The sequence below is a fragment of the Enterococcus ureasiticus genome, from assembly GCF_001730285.1.
Lineage (GTDB): Bacteria > Bacillota > Bacilli > Lactobacillales > Enterococcaceae > Enterococcus_L > Enterococcus_L ureasiticus.
The window spans coordinates 435,474-453,787 of record NZ_MIJZ01000012.1; the positions used below are offsets into that span (position 1 = coordinate 435,474).

Here is an 18,314-nt window from a genome sequence, read left to right on the forward strand (position 1 = left end):
CCTGATCATCTTTAATTAGTTTAACCGAAATCGTTAGAAAATCCTAGTCATAAATAAGCATGTAGCTATTTCTTAACTATTAAGCGTTGTTTCCGCCATTTTTCTTGATGATTTCTTCTTGTACAGATTTTGGTACATCTTCATAGTGGTCAAAGACCATCATAAACGTACCGCGACCTTGTGTTGCTGAACGTAATGTTGTAGCGTAACCGAACATTTCGGCTAGAGGCACCATCGCGTTAACGATTTGTGAGTTACCGTGTGCTTCCATACCTTCAACACGTCCACGACGACTTGTAACGTGTCCCATGATATCACCTAAGTAATCTTCTGGTACAGTGATCGTTACTTTCATCATTGGTTCTAAAATTACAGGCATTGCTTTTTTAGCAGCCGCACGTAGTGCCATAGAAGCAGCTACACGGAAGGCTGTTTCATTTGAATCGACATCATGGTATGAACCATCGTAAAGTTTTGCTTTAATATCAACTAATGGATATCCAGCAAGAACACCGTTGTTCATAGATTCTGCCAAGCCTTTTTCAACCGCTGGGATGTATTCACGAGGAACCACACCACCGACGATAGCATTTTCAAATTCGAAGCCTTTACCTTCTTCGTTTGGTGTAAATTCAACCCAGACATGTCCGTATTGACCTTTACCACCAGACTGACGTACAAACTTACCTTCTGCCTGAGTTACAGGAGCACGGAAAGTTTCACGGTATGATACTTGTGGAGCACCAACGTTTGCTTCAACCTTGAACTCACGTCTCATACGGTCTACTAATACGTCTAAGTGCAATTCGCCCATACCAGAGATAACTGTTTCACCAGTTTCAACGTTTGTTTCAACGCGGAATGATGGATCTTCTTCTGCAAGTTTTTGCAGAGCCACACCCATTTTATCTTGGTCAGCTTTTGATTTAGGTTCAACAGCAACTTGGATAACTGGTTCTGGGAACTCAATTGATTCAAGAATTACTGGAGAATCTACCGCACATAAAGTATCACCAGTTGTTGTATCTTTCAATCCAACAGCGGCAGCGATATCTCCTGAGAACACTTTGTCAATTTCTTTACGTGTGTTCGCGTGCATTTGTAAAATACGACCGATACGTTCTTTTTTGTCTTTAGAAGCGTTCAATACGTATGAACCACTTTCAAGGACACCAGAATAAACACGGAAGAATGTTAGACGACCTACGAATGGGTCAGTCATAACTTTAAATGCTAATGATGCAAAAGGTGCTTCGTCATCAGCAGGACGAGTTGTTTCTTCGTCTGTTTTAACGTCGATCCCTTTGATCGCTTCGATATCAAGTGGTGATGGCAAGTAATCAAGAACTGCATCAAGCATTAATTGAACACCTTTATTTTTAAAGGCAGAACCAGCCATTACTGGGAAGAATTCAACGTTGATCGTTGCTTGGCGGATACCCGCTTTTAATTCTTCGATAGTAATTTCTTCACCGTCAAGATATTTCATCATTAGGTCTTCATCAGTTTCAGCAACAGCTTCCACTAATTTTTCACGCCATTCAATCGCTTGTTCCATATATTCTTCTGGAATTTCAGTTTCTTGAATGTCTGTACCTAAGTCATTTGTATAGATTTCAGCTTTCATCGTAATTAAATCGATGATCCCTGTAAAGCTATCTTCTGCACCAATTGGTAATTGGATTGGATGTGCATTTGCTTGTAAACGATCATGTAATGAGTTTACAGAGTATAAGAAATCCGCACCGATTTTATCCATTTTATTACAGAAAACAACACGTGGAACTTTATAATCAGTTGCTTGACGCCAAACTGTTTCAGTTTGAGGTTCTACACCTGATTGTGAATCAAGAACGGTTACAGCACCATCTAATACACGTAGTGAACGTTGAACTTCAATAGTGAAATCCACGTGTCCTGGTGTATCGATGATATTTACACGGTAACCTTTCCACTCTGCAGTTGTCGCAGCAGATGTGATGGTAATACCACGTTCTTGTTCTTGTTCCATCCAGTCCATTTGTGATGCACCTTCGTGCGTTTCACCAATTTTATGGATTTTACCAGTATAGTACAAAATACGCTCTGTTGTTGTTGTTTTACCCGCATCAACGTGAGCCATAATACCGATATTACGAGTGTTTTCTAACGAAAATTCTCTTGCCATTCTAGGTTGTTCTCCTCTCTTTATTTAAATCGATTGTAAAGTGACTGTCTGCTGTAAAGTTAAATTACATACAGAGAGGATCTTACCAACGATAATGTGCAAACGCACGGTTAGCATCCGCCATTTTGTGTGTGTCTTCACGTTTTTTAACAGAAGCACCAGTGTTATTGGCAGCATCCATGATTTCTTTCGCTAGACGTTGTTCCATTGTATGTTCACCGCGTAGGCGAGCATAGTTAACAACCCAACGTAAACCTAAAGTTGTACGACGTTCTGGACGAACTTCAACTGGTACTTGATAGTTAGAACCCCCAACACGGCGAGCTTTTACTTCTAGTACAGGCATAACGTTTTTCATTGCTTGCTCGAAAACTTCCAATGGATCGTTACCTGTAGATTCTTTGATGATATCAAATGAATTATAGATGATATTAGCAGCAATCCCGCGTTTCCCATCAACCATTACACGGTTGATCAAGCGAGTTACTAATTTTGAGTTATAAATTGGATCTGGTAAAACATCGCGTTTTGTAACAGGACCTTTACGTGGCATCCGTAACTCCTCCTTCCGAAAATTCTTTATTATATAAGACCTTAGTGATTGTCAAATTATTTAGCAGCTTTAGGCATTTTAGTACCATATTTAGAGCGGCTTTGTTTACGATCTGTAACACCGGCTGTATCAAGCGCACCACGTACGATATGATAACGTACCCCTGGTAAATCTTTTACACGTCCACCGCGTAATAGTACCACGCTATGTTCTTGTAAGTTATGACCAATACCTGGGATATAAGCTGTTACTTCGATTAAGTTAGACAAACGAACACGGGCATATTTACGTAAAGCCGAGTTAGGTTTTTTAGGTGTCATTGTTCCCACACGAGTACAAACCCCACGCTTTTGTGGTGAGTTTACGTTCGTTTGAGATTTCTTAAAACTATTATATCCTTTGTTCAACGCTGGTGAATTAGATTTCTCCACCTTTGATTTACGAGGTTTACGTACTAATTGATTAATTGTAGGCATTCCTTGTTTCCTCCTTCCTCATTTCGCATCTAGTTCCACACATCCAGGTGGTTCTTTTTTAGCGATAAAAAATAATGCAATCTCTGCACTCATTATCAAATATGCTTCGATAGACAGTCAGCACGTCTCCAACGAGAGACCTGTAGATAAAGCACCTTTGATAGCATATCATGCCATAATTCGTTTGTCAATCTCTTTATTCAAAAAAACGATTGCTCATTGCGCTATTTATTTGCTTCGTTTTTCACCAAAATATGTTCCTCGTAAAACAACACAAGTTACTCCAGTTAAACAATATTTTTCGGACATATTCTACCGCCTCAGTGATGAAAATCTACTATTATTTATGTAGAACAATGACAAAAACAATCTCTGACAGAACACCCCCTGCGATATCACAACCTATAATGTCCATTTCATTAAATAAATTTAGGATTAAAAAACTGACTAAACCCATTCAATCGGCTATCTTTTTTGATTGCTTGCATGTATTATATTTGTGTGAGAGTTGAATAGAGAGGATGTTTATATTGAATCTTAAACAAATGGCAGGAATCGAAGCAGCAAAATATGTAGAAGATGGGATGATCGTAGGTTTAGGAACAGGATCTACAGCGAAATTTATGGTGGATGAGATCGGCCGCCGTGTGAAAGAAGAAGGTTTATCGATCGTTGGTGTCACTACATCAAAAGAAACTGAGCGCCAAGCATTAGCATTAGGTATTCCTTTAAAAGGGATCGACGATGTTCCTTATGTCGACTTGACGATTGATGGAGCAGATGAGATCAGCGAAGATTTCCAAGGTATCAAAGGCGGCGGTGCTGCTTTATTATTCGAAAAAATCGTCGCGTCGTACTCAAAAAAATGTATTTGGATCGTTGATGACTCGAAACTTGTAAAAAAACTTGGTAAATTCCCATTGCCTGTCGAAGTTGTTCCTTACGGTAGCCAACAACTGGTTCGTTTATTCGAAGAAAAGGGTTATGCACCTGTTTTACGTACAACGTCTACTGAAAAAACATTGGTCACTGATGGCGGTCATTATATCATCGATCTTCATTTAGAAGAAATCACTGACCCCATCGCTTTAGGTAGTTATTTAGACCAGTTAGTTGGTGTCGTTGAACATGGATTATTCCTTAACATCGTTTCAACTGTGATCGTCGGCGGAGAAACAGGCCCTAAAACCATTCACGTACCAAAATAGAGAATTATTTGAAGACGATTTGAAAAGAAAGAATAAGATTAAAAAAAGATAAAAAAACAGCTATCATTTCATCCGTTTATATGCTACATTTTTAGTATCCTATTTTACTTTTTTACTAGAAAGGACGAACGATGAAAATAATTGGTTATGCACGTACAACAATCACTGACAATGATTTAGATGCTCAGATCAAAATCTTATCTGACTTCGGTTGCAACGAAGTTTATCATGAATCTTTCGACGTCACAAATGACAATCCTCCCATCTCTGAGCTTGAGACTGTTCTCAATAGTTTAGGCGCGGGCGACACCTTAGTCATCTGCCGTTTAAACCGTCTAGGACGCTCTACACGTCAACTGACTGAGCTGACACAAGCGTTCAAAGGCTCCGGTATTCATTTAGTCAGCCTTGATGAAGAAATCGACACTCGGCATCCAATGGGGGAAATTTACTTCAAGTTAATGAACGGTTTGGCGACGATGGAATGCGATCTAATCACGGAGCGTACTTTAATCGGATTGAACAATGCCCGAAGAAAAGGCAAGATTGGTGGACGGCCTAAAATAGATACAAGAACCGTAAAAAAAATCCGACACTTGTATCACGAAAAGAAGGAAACAATCCAATTCATTTCTTCAAAATGCAATGTTTCTGTCGGAACTTGCTACAAATACATCAATTTATCTGAAGCGGATATTGCTAAGATTTCTCAAGAGTAGTCAGAGTAATTCTCCAGAAGAGTACAGTCATTAGGCTGCACTCTTCTTATTTGTTCCACTTCGCCCAGATTAAGCTAGCGTGACCGAACTATACTAGCTGGGATTTCCAGTATTTTTTACTAATTTACAATGGAAATCTATTTTAAAACGGTGTACAATAGAACAGGAAATGAAAGTTTCAGAAACTACAACTCAAAGGAGAGCTATACATGCCAAAATTAGTATTTTCTCGTCATGGACTTAGTGAATGGAATGCGTTGAATCAATTTACAGGTTGGGCTGACGTAGATTTAGCACCACAGGGTGTTGAAGAAGCAATCGAAGGCGGCCGCAAAATCAAAGAAGCTGGAATTGAATTTGATGTAGCGTATACTTCTGTATTAACTCGTGCTATCAAAACATGTAACTTACTTTTAGAAAACTCAGATCAATTATGGGTTCCACAAATCAAATCTTGGCGCTTAAACGAACGTCATTATGGTAAATTGCAAGGTTTAAACAAACAAGAAACTGCTGAAAAATACGGAGATGACCAAGTACACATTTGGCGTCGTTCTTATGATACTTTACCTCCATTGATGGAAGTAACTGATGAAGGTTCTGCAGCAAATGATCGTCGTTATGCAATGCTAGACCAACGCGATATTCCTGGTGGAGAAAACTTAAAAGTTACTCTTGAACGTGCATTGCCATTCTGGCAAGACGAAATTGCACCTGCTTTATTAGACAACAAAACGGTCTTAGTAGCAGCTCACGGTAACTCTTTACGTGCTTTAGCAAAACATATTGAAGGTATTTCAGATGAAGATATCATGGATCTTGAAATCCCAACAGGTCAACCACTTGTTTATGAATTAAACGACGACCTAACAGTAGCTAAAAAATACTACTTATAAAAAAAATTAAGACTCCTGAAACTGGAAAGTTTCGGGAGTCTTTTTTACTTATTTCTCTAAATCATCTTTTAAGTGCTGCAGCCAATTTGCGATAGCTTCCCGCTGTGTTACAAATTCAAAATCAGACATATTATAGTGCACATAATATTGTCCATCCACCAAACGTACCATGATCGAGGATCTCACTCCCTCTTGTAGCGCATCTTTTTGTAACTCTTCACGGTAAAATATCCAACTTGTAGCTAAAACATCGTTAGATGCTTTCAAATCAGTTCGAATAATCTGATCGATCATTTCAATTAAATCTGGTTGTTCTATATCTTTGAAATAAGCATACCAAAGCGTTCGATTTTCGGAATATGTTTCATCAAACAACTGCTTCATAGAATTATTCCCTTCTCAAGTAGTTCATTTTAGTTACACAAAACTAGATTCCGTTAAACATGCTCGATAAATTGCTTCAACATCTAATTCTGTTAAAGGAACAAAAGCATCTGTTTTGATTGTACTGTGGGCTACAGCTTGTTTGGCCATCTCTCCAAATTTTTCCTCATCGATCCCAACAGCTGGTAATGTCATAGGAATATCGCACGCTTTGAAGAAATCATATGTTGCTTGAATCCCTTTTTTCGCTGCAAGCATTGGATCTTCTTCAACAATTCCCCAAACATTATGAGCAAACTGAGCAAATTTAGTCACCGTTTTTTCAGAAAGAACATAATCCATCCAACGCGGCGTTAAAATAGCTAGCCCAATTCCGTGAGTAATATCATAAAAAGCACTTAGTTCATGTTCCATCGCATGACATGACCAAACACCATGTTTGCCGTTTCTTGTCAATCCATTCAACGCTAAACTACTTGACCACATCAGATTAGCACGGGCATCATAATTGTCAGGTGTAGAAAGTGCAATCGGACAATTCTTAATGACCGCACGCATCAATCCTTCTGAAACAAAGTCTTGTACATCTGTCCCTTCCGTTATGTTGAAATAACTTTCAAATAGATGACTTAAGATATCAGCGGAACCTGCAGCTGTTTGATAAGCTGGTACAGTAAATGTCGTGGTTGGATCCAAAAATGAAACTTTCGGCATCATTGCGGGTCCACCAACACCTAATTTTTGGTTTGTTGCTAAATTTGTGATGACAGCTCCAATATTCATTTCACTGCCTGTTGCTGCTAAAGTTAAGATCGTAACAATCGGTAAAGCAGCACCTTGGAATCCTTTGCGTCCTACTATAACTTCCCAAGGGTCTTCCTCACTGTAAAAGCTCGCTGCAATCACTTTAGAACAATCAATCGTTGAACCGCCACCTACAGCTAAAATTACATTCACATCATTTTCACGGCATAACGCTACACCGCGCCTAACCGTTTCGATACGAGGATTTGGTTCTACACCACTCAATTCAATCACTTTATTTTGATTTTTCTCAAGCAAGTTGATGACTTGTTCATATAATCCATTTTTCTTGATACTACCGCCACCGCAAACTAACAGTACATTTTTGCCGTAAGTATTTAGCACATCCGTCAGCTCTGTTGCCAAACGGTCTTTCCCAAAACGAATATCTGTGGGTACATAAAATCTAAAATTATCCAATTTTTATTCCTCCATTCAATTTAGGTTTCGTATTCTATGATAGAACAAGATCTCTGAAACGTCTCTTGTTTTGCTCTCAGTAAATAAAGAGCGTGGGACAAAACGAAAAATCAGTTTTGTGTCACGCTCTAAATCCAAATAAACGGCGAGAAAAAAGCAACTCCTTCAAAAATAAGCTGAAATTCACAAAAATTTGAAGAGCAATTTTCGTGAATTCCCTCTTATTTCTTGGAGCTAAACACTTTGGTCTCGGCCTCTTCTGATTATTAACTATTGATCGCCGTTTCCAATCCTACTTCGATCATATCATTAAATGTTGTTTGACGTTCTTCAGCAGTTGTTTCTTCACCCGTTACCAAACTATCACTAACGGTCATGATCGCTAACGCTTGTACATCAAATTTTGCTGCTAAATAATATAATGCTGCAGCCTCCATCTCAATTGCTAGGACGCCTAATTTACCTAGCTCAAAAACGCCGTCCATACTATCTTTATAAAAGACATCATCAGACAAAACATTTCCCACATGAGTAACAAAGCCTTTTTCTTTTGCTGTTGTATATGATTTCAACAACAAATCAAAATCAGCGATTTGCGGAAAATCATATTTAGGGAAATCATTACGGATCATTGAAGAAGGTGTCGCTGCTGCTTGAGCGATCACTAAATCTCTCACATGGACTTTCTCAGAAATCGAACCGCAAGTACCGACACGAATCAATTTTTTCACATCATAAGAATTGATTAATTCATGGGCGTAAATAGTTGCAGAAGGCATCCCCATCCCAGTTCCTTGAACAGAAACTCGTTCGCCTTTATAGGTACCTGTATAGCCTAACATTCCTCTTACTTGATTGTAGCATACTGGATTTTCTAAAAATGTTTCGGCAATGTATTTTGCACGTAACGGATCTCCCGGTAATAAAATTTTATCTGCTATTTCACCTTGTTTTGCTTCGATATGAACACTCATATTTTTTCTCCTTTATAATGAAACTTTTATAGTTCAGCTAATGTTGCTTTGATTAATTCTTTAAATTGAGATTTAACACGCTCAGTCGTTTCTACAACTTCTGCATGGTTTAAACTACTTTGCATACCAGCAGCTAAGTTTGTGATACATGAAATCCCTAAGACTTTCAACCCACTATGTGCTGCAACGATGACTTCGGATACTGTCGACATACCAACTGCATCGGCCCCCATCACACGAGACATCCGGATTTCAGCTGGTGTTTCATAAGTTGGTCCAGAATACCCCATATAAACACCTTCTTGCAACGGTACATTTTGTTCTTTTGCTACTTTTTTAGCAATTCCAAAGTATTCAGGTGTATAAGCATGACTCATATCAGGGAAACGTGGTCCCATAGCTTCATCATTTTCCCCAATCAATGGATTATCTCCAGTAAAGTTGATATGATCCGTGATCAACATCAAATTCCCTGGTGTGAAGTTTTCGTTTACGCCGCCCGCAGCATTAGTTACTATGATTGAATGAGCACCCATTGCTGCCATCACACGAACTGGATACGTCACTTTTTGCATTGAATGGCCTTCATAATAATGAAAACGACCTTGCATCGCTAATACTTTTTTCCCAGAAAGTGTACCATAAACTAACTTACCAGCATGTCCAACAACCGTTGAAACCGCAAAATGAGGTACTTCTGAAAAAGGGATGGCAATGGCATCTTCTACTTCGTCTGCCAGCTCACCTAAACCAGAACCTAAAATCAAGCCAAACTCAACTTCTCCAACGCCTTTTTCTTTTAAAAATGCCGTTGTCTCTTTTAACATCTCACCTAGTTTTGTCATCGTTTCTCTCCTATACCAGTTTATTTAAAAAGCTTTCGCCATTTTCTGTTTTTGGAACAGCAAAGTTTTCAGCCACAGTTGCCGAAATATCAGCATAATGACCTTGCGGCAAGCTACCTTGTCCATTCATTTTTTTACTGTAAACTAATAATGGAACGTACTCTCTTGTGTGATCTGTTCCAGGGAAAGTTGGATCATTCCCGTGGTCAGCTGTAATCATCAGCAGATCATCTTCCTCCATTAAATCGATGATTTCTGGAAGTCTCAAATCAAAGGCTTCGATCGCATGAGCATAACCAACTACATCACGACGGTGACCATATAATGCATCAAAATCAACTAAGTTAGTAAAACTTAATCCTTCAAAATCACGTTTCATCACCTTAAGTAGTTGATCGACACCATCCATATTGCTTTTCGTACGAACAGAATCTGTAATGCCTTGACCATTGAAAATATCATTGATTTTCCCAACAGCGATCACTTCTTTGCCGTTATCTTTCAACGAATCAAGTACTGTATGTCCAAATGGATCTAATGCATAATCGTGACGGTTACTTGTTCTAGTAAAGTTCCCTGGTTCACCAACATATGGACGAGCAATGATACGACCGATCATATACGGTTCATCTTTGGTAATATCACGAACGTACTGACAAATTCGGTATAATTCGTCCAACGGAATAATTTCTTCGTGTGCTGCGATCTGCAATACTGGGTCGGCAGATGTATAAACGATTAAATCACCTGTTTCCATTTGATGTTTGCCGTAATCGTCTAGAACCGCTGTACCACTATAGGGTTTATTACAAACAATTTTACGTCCTGAAAATTCTTCGATTTGTTTTAATAATTCGTCTGGAAATCCGTCTGGAAATACTCGGAAAGGTTTTTGAATATTCAAGCCCATGATTTCCCAGTGTCCTGTCATCGTGTCTTTTCCTACCGAAATTTCTTCTAGTTTTGTTGCATAGCCTTTATGATCTGCTACTGCTTCGACATTATGAAGAGGTGCGATCGTTCCCAGACCTAGATTTTCTAAATTAGGAATCGTCAAACCTGCTTCTTTGGCAATATGACCCAATGTATCACTGCCTACATCACCAAATTTTTCAGCATCAGGTGCTTCCCCGATTCCGACAGAATCCATAACTATTAAATGCACACGTTTAAACATAACCATCCTTCTTTCTTATTTTTACTTACTATTGATAAAAAGGGCATGACTTCAGAAATTGTCCCATAGCCCCGCCCTTTTATACTACTTTATTTAGATTTGATATAATTTTTTCCAATTGCTTTTGGTCCAGAAGCTTTTCCTAAGAAAACAACCAACACAATAATGGTCAAAACATACGGCGCTGCTTGTAAATAAACAGCTGGTATTGATGAAATTACTGGTAAATTTGATCCAGCAATACTGATATTTTGAGCGAAACCGAAGAATAAAGCCGCACCCATTGCACCTAGCGGATTCCATTTACCAAAAATCATCGCTGCCATTGAAATAAATCCTTGTCCAGCAATTGTTGTGACTGCAAAACGACCAGCGATCGTTTGAGCAAAGACTGCGCCGCCGATACCACCTAAAAAGCCTGAAATCAAAACACCTGCATAACGCATGACATACACATTGATTCCAAGTGTATCTGCTGCCTGTGGATTTTCACCTACTGAACGAAGGCGTAACCCAAAACGCGTTTTGAACAATACAAACCAAGAAAGAACGGCAACTAAAATCGCCACAAAAGCTGGCAAAGTCGTTTGTTTGAAGAATAAATCACCTAAAATCGGAATATCCTTCAATATTGGAAATGAAAAGTAACCAAAGGATTCTGTGATTGTATCTGTTTGGCCTTTTCCATAAATTACTTTAATCAAGAAAATCCCTAAAGCTGGTGCCATCAAATTGACCACGGTTCCGCTGATGATATGATCTGCTCTTAAATTGATCGTTGCAACTGCATGAAGCAGTGAGAACAGCATCCCAACCACACCACCGACCAAACAAGCAAGCCAAGGTGTTGCCGCACCAAAGGTTTCAGCAAAGGTTAAATTAAATACAACCGAACTAAAGGCTCCCATCACCATGATTCCTTCAAGCCCTACGTTTACAATACCACCGCGCTCGGAAAAAGTCCCACCCAAAGCCGTGAAAACTAAAGGAGTAGAATAAACCAAAGTTTGTGTAATAATCGGCGCTAATACAGCGATTAATGCAATATCCATTAGATTTTTCCTCCTTCTTGACTTGTCGGATCTGATTTTCCAACTAATTCTTCCACAATCGCTACTTCTTTTTTGCTACCTGAAGCTTTTGCTAATAAGAAGCGAATTAAATAGTTAATTGCAACAAAGAAAATGATCGCCGCAATTACGACATCCACTAGTTCAATTGGAACACCAGCACGAAGTGGCATTCCTTGTCCGCCTAGCTTCAACACACTGAAGAGGATCGCCGATAAGAATATCCCGACTGAGCTTCCTGCTCCCAGTAAGGAAATAGCCATTCCGTCAAATCCGATACTCAATGAAGAACCTTGAACAAAGAAGTTGCCAAATGTTCCTAAACCTAGAACAACACCACCAAGACCAGCTAATGTTCCAGAAATCACCATTGACATCACGATTGTCCGTTTACTGCTCATCCCAGCATATTCTGAAGCGAATGGATTCAACCCAACTGAACGAATCTCGTAACCCAAGGTTGTCTTCTTCATCAGGAACCAAATTAAAACTAAGAAAATAAGAGCCATAAAAATACCAATGTTCAAACGTGAGCCGCTACTCAATTCTTTCAAGAATCCTGTACGCAAACTGGCATTTTCACCAATTACTTTTGTAACACCCTTATTGGTCATCAAATCTTTTGACATTACATTATTAACAATGTGGGTACTTGTATAAAGAAAAACGTAATTCAGCATGATCGTAACGATTACTTCACTTGTACCAAAGAAAGCACGTAACAATCCTGGAATAGCCGCCGCCATTGCTCCAGCTAATGCACCGGTCAAAATGGCTAAGGGTAAAACGACCATCCGAGGGGCGTCGGGCATCGAAAGTGCCACCCAAATACTTGTTACCCAGCCACATAATGCTTGACCTGAAAGTCCGATATTAAAGAAACCGGCTGAATTTGCTACCGCAAATCCTAATGCAGTAAAAATCAACGGTCCTGCTGTTACAAAAATTTCCCCGATACTTTTTGGACTTTGAAATGCAGTCTTAAGCATCGCTTGGTATCCAGCAATCGGATCTTGACCTGAAATCAACATAATAATTGCACCGAGAATAAATCCCATCAATACTGATAAAATAGGAACTAAAATATTCCGTATTCTTTCTGATCGATTATTCAACTGCCTCACCCGCCTTTTGACTTAATTCGGCTCTAGCTTCTTCTAATGAATAACCAGCCATTAATAACCCTAATTCGTTTTCACTTGTTTCTTTTGGATCAACGATTCCGACGATTTTTCCTGCATGAATAACTGCAATACGGTCAGAAACATTTAAAATCTCATCTAATTCAAAACTAACAACCAATACCGCTTTATCTTTATCTCGTTGTTCAATCAAACGTTTATGGATATATTCAATCGCTCCAACATCCAATCCACGAGTCGGTTGAGAGACAATCAACAAATCAGGGTTACGATCGATTTCTCGCGCAATGATTGCTTTTTGCTGATTTCCTCCTGATAATGCTTTAGCAGGAACCAATTCATTTACTGTTCGAACATCGTATTCTTCAATTAATCTACGAGCGTATGAGTTGATCTGATTGTAATTCAAAACGCCTGTATTACTTAATGGTTTTTTATAGTAAGTTTGTAACGCAATATTTTCAGCTAATGTCATATCCAAAATCAATCCATATTTATGACGGTCTTCCGGCACATGTCCAACACCTGCTTCTGTAATCACACGAGGTTGTTTGTTCGTAATCGCCGTTCCTCGCAACTCAACTGAGCCACTTTCCGCTTTACGTAATCCAGTTAGCGCTTGAATCAATTCTGTTTGTCCATTCCCGTCAATCCCAGCAATCCCGACTACTTCACCAGCTCGTACATCTAGACTAAGGCTTTTGACTGCTTCTAAGCCACGACTTTCCTTAACGACCAAATCTTTGATCGAAAGAACGACTTCTTTAGGATCTGCTACTTTCTTTTCTGTTTTAAATGAAACAGAACGTCCTACCATCATATCTGCTAATTGTTGTGAAGAAACATCTTTAACATTGACTGTACCAATACTTTTACCACGGCGAATAACTGTACAACGATCTGCTACTTTTTTGATTTCATCTAATTTATGTGTAATCAAGATGATCGATTTGCCTTCTTGAACAAGTCCACGCATTATTTCCATCAATTCATCGATTTCCTGAGGAGTCAAAACAGCTGTTGGCTCATCGAAAATCAAGACATCGGCTCCACGATACAACGTTTTCAAAATTTCTACTCGTTGTTGTGCGCCTACAGAGATATCACGAATATAAGCACTCGGATCCACGGATAAACCATATTGTTCAGAAACCCGTTCGATTTCAGCCGTTGCTTTTTTGCGATCCAATACACCAGCATTCGTCGGTTCGCTACCTAGAATAATGTTTTCAGTTACAGTAAATGCATCAACCAGCATAAAATGCTGATGCACCATCCCAATTCCTAAACGATTCGCTGCGGTTGGTCCATTGATCGTTACCTTTGAACCGTTCATAAAGATTTCACCTGATGTTGGTTCTAACAAACCAGATAAAATATTCATCAAGGTCGATTTCCCTGCACCATTTTCTCCAAGCAATGCATGGATTTCTCCAGGCCGGACAGTTAAGTTGATATTATCATTAGCCTTAAATGTTCCAAACTGCTTAGTGATATTGCGCATCTCAATTACATAGTTTTCCTGAGCCACATTTTTCACTTCCTAACAATTTAATCACTTACATCATCTATTAATACGGTACTTCTTAACAATAAAGTAGCTTTTAGGCACTTAAAGAAAGAAAATGACTAGGTATATGATTCGCTTTCCTTCTTTAAATACTTAAGAAAATCTTAGCGCTGCTACTACCACAGCGCTAAGCAGAGACATTTATTCTTTTACTTCTTTTGGTGTTTCTGGAACAGTGATTTTTCCAGCAATGATTTCTTCTTTCGCTGCATCAACAGCTTTTTGTGCTTCTTCTGACAAGTAACCTTTTGTCAAATCAACACCGCCGTCTTTCAAACCGTAAACTAAGTGTTCGCCACCAGGGAATTTATCTTCTAATGCACGATTAGAGATATCTTGTACTGCAGCACCTACACCTTTAAGTGTTGACGTTAAAGTGAAGTTATCTTCTTTACCGTCTTTCGTTTTGTATTTACCTTCTTTATCTTGGTCACTATCTACACCAATAACCCAAACTTTGTCTTTTGAACCTGTTTCGTTCAAGTCTTTTGCTTCTTGGAAGACTCCTTGGCCTGTACCGCCTGAAGCGTGGAAAATGATATCTGCGCCTTTTTGGTACATAGAAGCAGCTAATGCTTTCCCTTTAGCAGGATCTCCAAATGAAGCAGCATATTCGATTTCAACTTTGATGTCTTTGTCCAATTTTTTCGCTGTATCGATTACACCTTGATGGAAACCAGCTTCAAAACGGTCAATAACCGCGCCTTCTTCACCACCGATAAATCCTACAGTGTTTGTTTTTGTTGTATATGCGGCTGCTACACCAGCTAAGTATGATGCTTCTTGATCTTTAAATGTTGCAGATACTACATTGTCTTTTCCTTCGATGACACTATCGATGATACCAAATTGTGTATCTGGATTTGCATCAGCTGCAGTACTGATAGAATCCGCTAATAGATAGCCAATACCAAAGACTGTTTTAAATCCGTTAGAAACGGCTGTATCAATATTTGTTACGTATTCTGAAGCATCGTTTGATTGAATGTAGTCAAATCCATCTGCTCCTTTTTTCAAATCATGTTCTTTACCCCAAGCTTGTAAACCTTCCCAAGCTGATTGGTTGAACGAGCGGTCATCTACCCCGCCAATATCAGTAACGATAACAACGCTATGATCTGCGTCTCCATCTGCTGATTTTCCATCTGTTGAATCTTTTTTACCCCCGCCACATGCCGCTAACACAAGTGTTAATGCCAGTGCAGTCAAGCCAAAACCAAATAATTTTGCTTTTTTCATCTCTGTAAAGCCCCCTAAAATAGTTTTATATTTTCAACAGCCGGATGACTGAATGAAACAAGATAATAATGAAACAACTCTCTCTTCGTTCGTCTTGTACTTTTCAACATCAAATCACTTTGTTCTTTGTGTTTCTAAGCAATAATGAAACAACTCTCTCTTCGTTTGTCTTGTACTTTTCAACATCAAATTACTTTGTTCTTTGTGTTTTTATGCAATTAAGAAGAGGTTTGATTCGTGTAGCTAGATCTCATAAATCTTTTTCTGTAAATGCATATGGCAATAATTCGCCGACAGTCATTTCTTTAGTCACACCATTTTCACCGACTAATGTAACCGGCATTTCAGGCGCAAAAAATTCAGCCATCACTTGGCGGCATGCACCGCACGGAGAGATCGGCTCAGGTGTATTTCCTGCAATCACTATATGTTGAAACTCGCGTTCACCTTCTGAAACAGCTTTGAAAATCGCTGTTCGTTCGGCACAATTTGTCAATCCGTATGAAGCATTTTCGATATTGACACCTTGATAAGTTTGTCCTTCTTTGGTAACGAGACAAGCCCCCACTGGAAAATGAGAGTAAGGTACGTATGCTTTTGTTAATGCATCATCTGCAATAGCTAGCCATTCTTGTTTTGCTGTCATTTGTCCGCCACTTTCTTTTTTAGATTAATAACCTGCTCCGGTAGCGCCTTCCATGATTGCAACACCAGCACTTGTTCCGATACGTGTAGCACCTGCTTCTATCATAGCAATTGCCTCTGCTTCATTATGGATACCACCAGAAGCTTTTACACCCATATCCGGTCCTACTGTTTCACGCATCAGTTTAACATCGGCTACAGTTGCTCCGCCTGTTGAAAAGCCAGTTGATGTTTTGACGAAATCTGCACCTGCTTCTTTCGCAAGTTCACAAACTTTGACCTTTTCTTCATCTGTAAGTAAAGCCGTCTCGATGATTACTTTAACTAAGGCTTTACCTTTCGCTGCATCAACAACTGCTTGAATATCTTTTAAAACTTTTTTGTATTGCTTAGACTTCAGCGCACCGACATTAATAACCATATCGACTTCTGTTGCACCATTATTGATGGCATCTGCCGCTTCATAGGCTTTTACTTCTGACGTGTTGGCTCCTAAAGGAAAACCAATCACCGTACAAACATCAACAGAAGTTCCTGCCAAGTGTTCTTTTGCTAAAGCAACCCAACATGGATTGATACAAACTGAGAAGAATTCATATTTTTTCGCTTCTTCAACAATTCGTAAAACGTCCTCTTTTTTCGCATTTGCTTTTAAAATAGTGTGGTCAATCATTTGATTTACTTCCATTATTTTTTTACACATCCTTTATGCTGTTATTATATCATGAATCAGCTCAGGTTCAGTTCCAGAACTGCCGATTTCGATATTTTTATATAAAAGTTCTTTTACGTCCTCAATTGATTCTGAATTTGAATAGATAGTAAGCAATGACTCACCTGTCTCAACAGGCATACCAACTTTTTTATGGAGCTTGATTCCGACTGCATGGTCGATTGAATCTTCTTTCGTTGCGCGACCTGCACCTAAAAGCATCGCGGCAATACCAATTTCATTTGCAACGATTTTTTGCACAACTCCCGATGTTTTGGCTGGTAATTCTATTTGATATTTGGCTGTTAATAAACGGTCAGGATGATCGATGATGCTATCATCTCCACCTTGATTACGGATCATCTCACGGAATTTATCCAGTGCTTCACCTGATTCTAGTGCCTCTTTTAGCATTGCACGCGCTTCTTCTAATGTGTCAGCTTTTTTAGCTAAAACAACCATTTGGCTACCTAAGATATAGCACATTTCCATCAAATCTTCTGGTCCTTTGCCTTGAAGTGTTTCAATTGCTTCAACAACTTCTAAGCTATTGCCGATTGCTTCACCTAGCGGTTGGGACATATCTGAGATTACTGCCATCGTCTGACGATTAGCTAAGCGGCCGATCCGAACCATTGTTTCAGCTAAGCGGCGTGCTTCAGCAATGTTTTTCATAAAAGCACCCTCGCCTGTCGTAACATCCAACACGATCGCATCAGCACCTGATGCAATTTTTTTACTCATGATAGAACTTGCAATCAACGGAATTGAATTAACTGTTGCAGTAACATCACGCAATGCATATAGTTTTTTATCAGCTGGGGCTAAATCACCTGATTGACCAACGACCGCTACATGGCTTTCATTTACCAAACGAATAAATTCTTCATCTGGTATTTCTACATGAAATCCAGGAATCGCTTCTAACTTATCCAACGTACCACCGGTATACCCCAGTCCTCTGCCGGACATTTTAGCAACACTCGCACCCACACTTGCAACAAGCGGTGCTAAAATCAAGGTCGTTGTGTCCCCAACGCCACCCGTGGAATGCTTATCTACTTTGATGCCTTGAATCGATGAAAGATCAATCATTTCACCTGAATTTGCCATAGCTAATGTCAGGGTCGTAATTTCTTTATCCGTCATATCTTTGTAAAAAACAGTCATTAAAAATGCGCTCATCTGATAATCCGGAATATCCCCTTTGGTATAGCCGGAAACAATGAATTGAATTTCTGCATCTGTTAAGACCTGTCCATCACGTTTTTTCTCGATCAAATCTACCATTCTCATGCTTTTTTCCTCCGAAT

At 39.2% G+C, this 18,314-nt stretch carries 18 protein-coding genes; 3 read left to right on the plus strand and 15 right to left on the minus strand.

Features of this window, described 5'->3' with window-relative positions; translation table 11 throughout:
- Nucleotides 1-79: 79 nt before the first annotated feature.
- From fusA to rpsL, 3 genes are all read right to left on the minus strand, one after another.
- Nucleotides 80-2,167, minus strand: coding sequence for an elongation factor G (fusA, locus tag BCR21_RS08060; RefSeq protein ID WP_069645951.1), 2,088 nt, complete (start codon nucleotides 2,165-2,167; stop codon nucleotides 80-82).
- Nucleotides 2,168-2,249: 82 nt separating this feature from the next.
- Complete coding sequence (gene rpsG, locus BCR21_RS08065; protein ID WP_010761695.1) at nucleotides 2,250-2,720, minus strand: 30S ribosomal protein S7; 471 nt, start codon at nucleotides 2,718-2,720, stop codon at nucleotides 2,250-2,252.
- 56 nt (nucleotides 2,721-2,776) lie between these two features.
- The gene (gene rpsL / locus BCR21_RS08070; RefSeq protein ID WP_010761696.1) at nucleotides 2,777-3,196 is read right to left on the minus strand and encodes a 30S ribosomal protein S12; all 420 of its coding nucleotides are present in this window, start codon (nucleotides 3,194-3,196) and stop codon (nucleotides 2,777-2,779) included.
- Between the two features lie 530 nt (nucleotides 3,197-3,726).
- Here rpsL and rpiA point away from each other — a divergent pair.
- The 3 genes from rpiA to gpmA all read left to right on the plus strand — a co-directional run bounded on the left by rpiA (nucleotide 3,727) and on the right by gpmA (nucleotide 6,019).
- Nucleotides 3,727-4,404, plus strand: coding sequence for a ribose-5-phosphate isomerase RpiA (gene rpiA / locus BCR21_RS08075; protein ID WP_069645952.1), 678 nt, complete (start codon nucleotides 3,727-3,729; stop codon nucleotides 4,402-4,404).
- A 131-nt stretch (nucleotides 4,405-4,535) separates the two neighbouring features.
- Nucleotides 4,536-5,123 (plus strand): recombinase family protein, encoded by a 588-nt coding sequence (locus tag BCR21_RS08080; protein ID WP_069645953.1) that lies wholly within the window; start codon nucleotides 4,536-4,538, stop codon nucleotides 5,121-5,123.
- A gap of 209 nt (nucleotides 5,124-5,332) precedes the next feature.
- A complete protein-coding gene (gpmA, locus tag BCR21_RS08085) occupies nucleotides 5,333-6,019 on the plus strand; it encodes a 2,3-diphosphoglycerate-dependent phosphoglycerate mutase (protein ID WP_069645954.1) in 687 nt (228 codons plus the stop codon).
- Between the two features lie 48 nt (nucleotides 6,020-6,067).
- Here gpmA and BCR21_RS08090 read toward each other — a convergent pair whose 3' ends face one another.
- The 12 genes from BCR21_RS08090 to BCR21_RS08145 form a co-directional block, all read right to left on the minus strand.
- The gene (locus BCR21_RS08090) at nucleotides 6,068-6,403 is read right to left on the minus strand and encodes a hypothetical protein (RefSeq protein WP_069645955.1); all 336 of its coding nucleotides are present in this window, start codon (nucleotides 6,401-6,403) and stop codon (nucleotides 6,068-6,070) included.
- 33 nt (nucleotides 6,404-6,436) lie between these two features.
- Nucleotides 6,437-7,627, minus strand: coding sequence for an iron-containing alcohol dehydrogenase (locus BCR21_RS08095; RefSeq protein WP_069645956.1), 1,191 nt, complete (start codon nucleotides 7,625-7,627; stop codon nucleotides 6,437-6,439).
- 266 nt (nucleotides 7,628-7,893) lie between these two features.
- Nucleotides 7,894-8,601: a purine-nucleoside phosphorylase gene (deoD, locus tag BCR21_RS08100; RefSeq protein ID WP_069645957.1), complete on the minus strand. Its 708-nt coding sequence runs from the start codon at nucleotides 8,599-8,601 to the stop codon at nucleotides 7,894-7,896.
- 26 nt (nucleotides 8,602-8,627) lie between these two features.
- Nucleotides 8,628-9,446, minus strand: a complete 819-nt coding sequence (locus BCR21_RS08105) for a purine-nucleoside phosphorylase (RefSeq protein ID WP_069645958.1) — start codon at nucleotides 9,444-9,446, stop codon at nucleotides 8,628-8,630.
- Nucleotides 9,447-9,456: 10 nt separating this feature from the next.
- Nucleotides 9,457-10,623 carry a phosphopentomutase gene (deoB, locus tag BCR21_RS08110; protein ID WP_069645959.1) on the minus strand — a complete coding sequence of 389 codons (1,167 nt, stop codon included), beginning with the start codon at nucleotides 10,621-10,623 and terminating at the stop codon, nucleotides 9,457-9,459.
- An 89-nt stretch (nucleotides 10,624-10,712) separates the two neighbouring features.
- Nucleotides 10,713-11,675: an ABC transporter permease gene (locus BCR21_RS08115; protein ID WP_069645960.1), complete on the minus strand. Its 963-nt coding sequence runs from the start codon at nucleotides 11,673-11,675 to the stop codon at nucleotides 10,713-10,715.
- Nucleotides 11,675-12,808, minus strand: coding sequence for an ABC transporter permease (locus BCR21_RS08120; RefSeq protein WP_069645961.1), 1,134 nt, complete (start codon nucleotides 12,806-12,808; stop codon nucleotides 11,675-11,677). Before BCR21_RS08120 ends, BCR21_RS08115 begins: the two co-directional genes overlap by 1 nt.
- Nucleotides 12,801-14,366, minus strand: a complete 1,566-nt coding sequence (locus tag BCR21_RS08125; protein WP_069645962.1) for an ABC transporter ATP-binding protein — start codon at nucleotides 14,364-14,366, stop codon at nucleotides 12,801-12,803. Before BCR21_RS08125 ends, BCR21_RS08120 begins: the two co-directional genes overlap by 8 nt.
- Before the next feature lie 180 nt (nucleotides 14,367-14,546).
- Complete coding sequence (locus BCR21_RS08130; RefSeq protein WP_069645963.1) at nucleotides 14,547-15,644, minus strand: BMP family lipoprotein; 1,098 nt, start codon at nucleotides 15,642-15,644, stop codon at nucleotides 14,547-14,549.
- 250 nt (nucleotides 15,645-15,894) lie between these two features.
- Entirely contained in the window at nucleotides 15,895-16,290 is a 396-nt protein-coding gene (locus BCR21_RS08135) for a cytidine deaminase (RefSeq protein ID WP_069645964.1), read from the minus strand.
- Nucleotides 16,291-16,314: 24 nt separating this feature from the next.
- Nucleotides 16,315-16,977 carry a deoxyribose-phosphate aldolase gene (deoC, locus tag BCR21_RS16840; RefSeq protein ID WP_069645965.1) on the minus strand — a complete coding sequence of 221 codons (663 nt, stop codon included), beginning with the start codon at nucleotides 16,975-16,977 and terminating at the stop codon, nucleotides 16,315-16,317.
- An 18-nt stretch (nucleotides 16,978-16,995) separates the two neighbouring features.
- Nucleotides 16,996-18,297, minus strand: a complete 1,302-nt coding sequence (locus BCR21_RS08145) for a pyrimidine-nucleoside phosphorylase (RefSeq protein ID WP_069645966.1) — start codon at nucleotides 18,295-18,297, stop codon at nucleotides 16,996-16,998.
- Nucleotides 18,298-18,314: the final 17 nt, after the last annotated feature.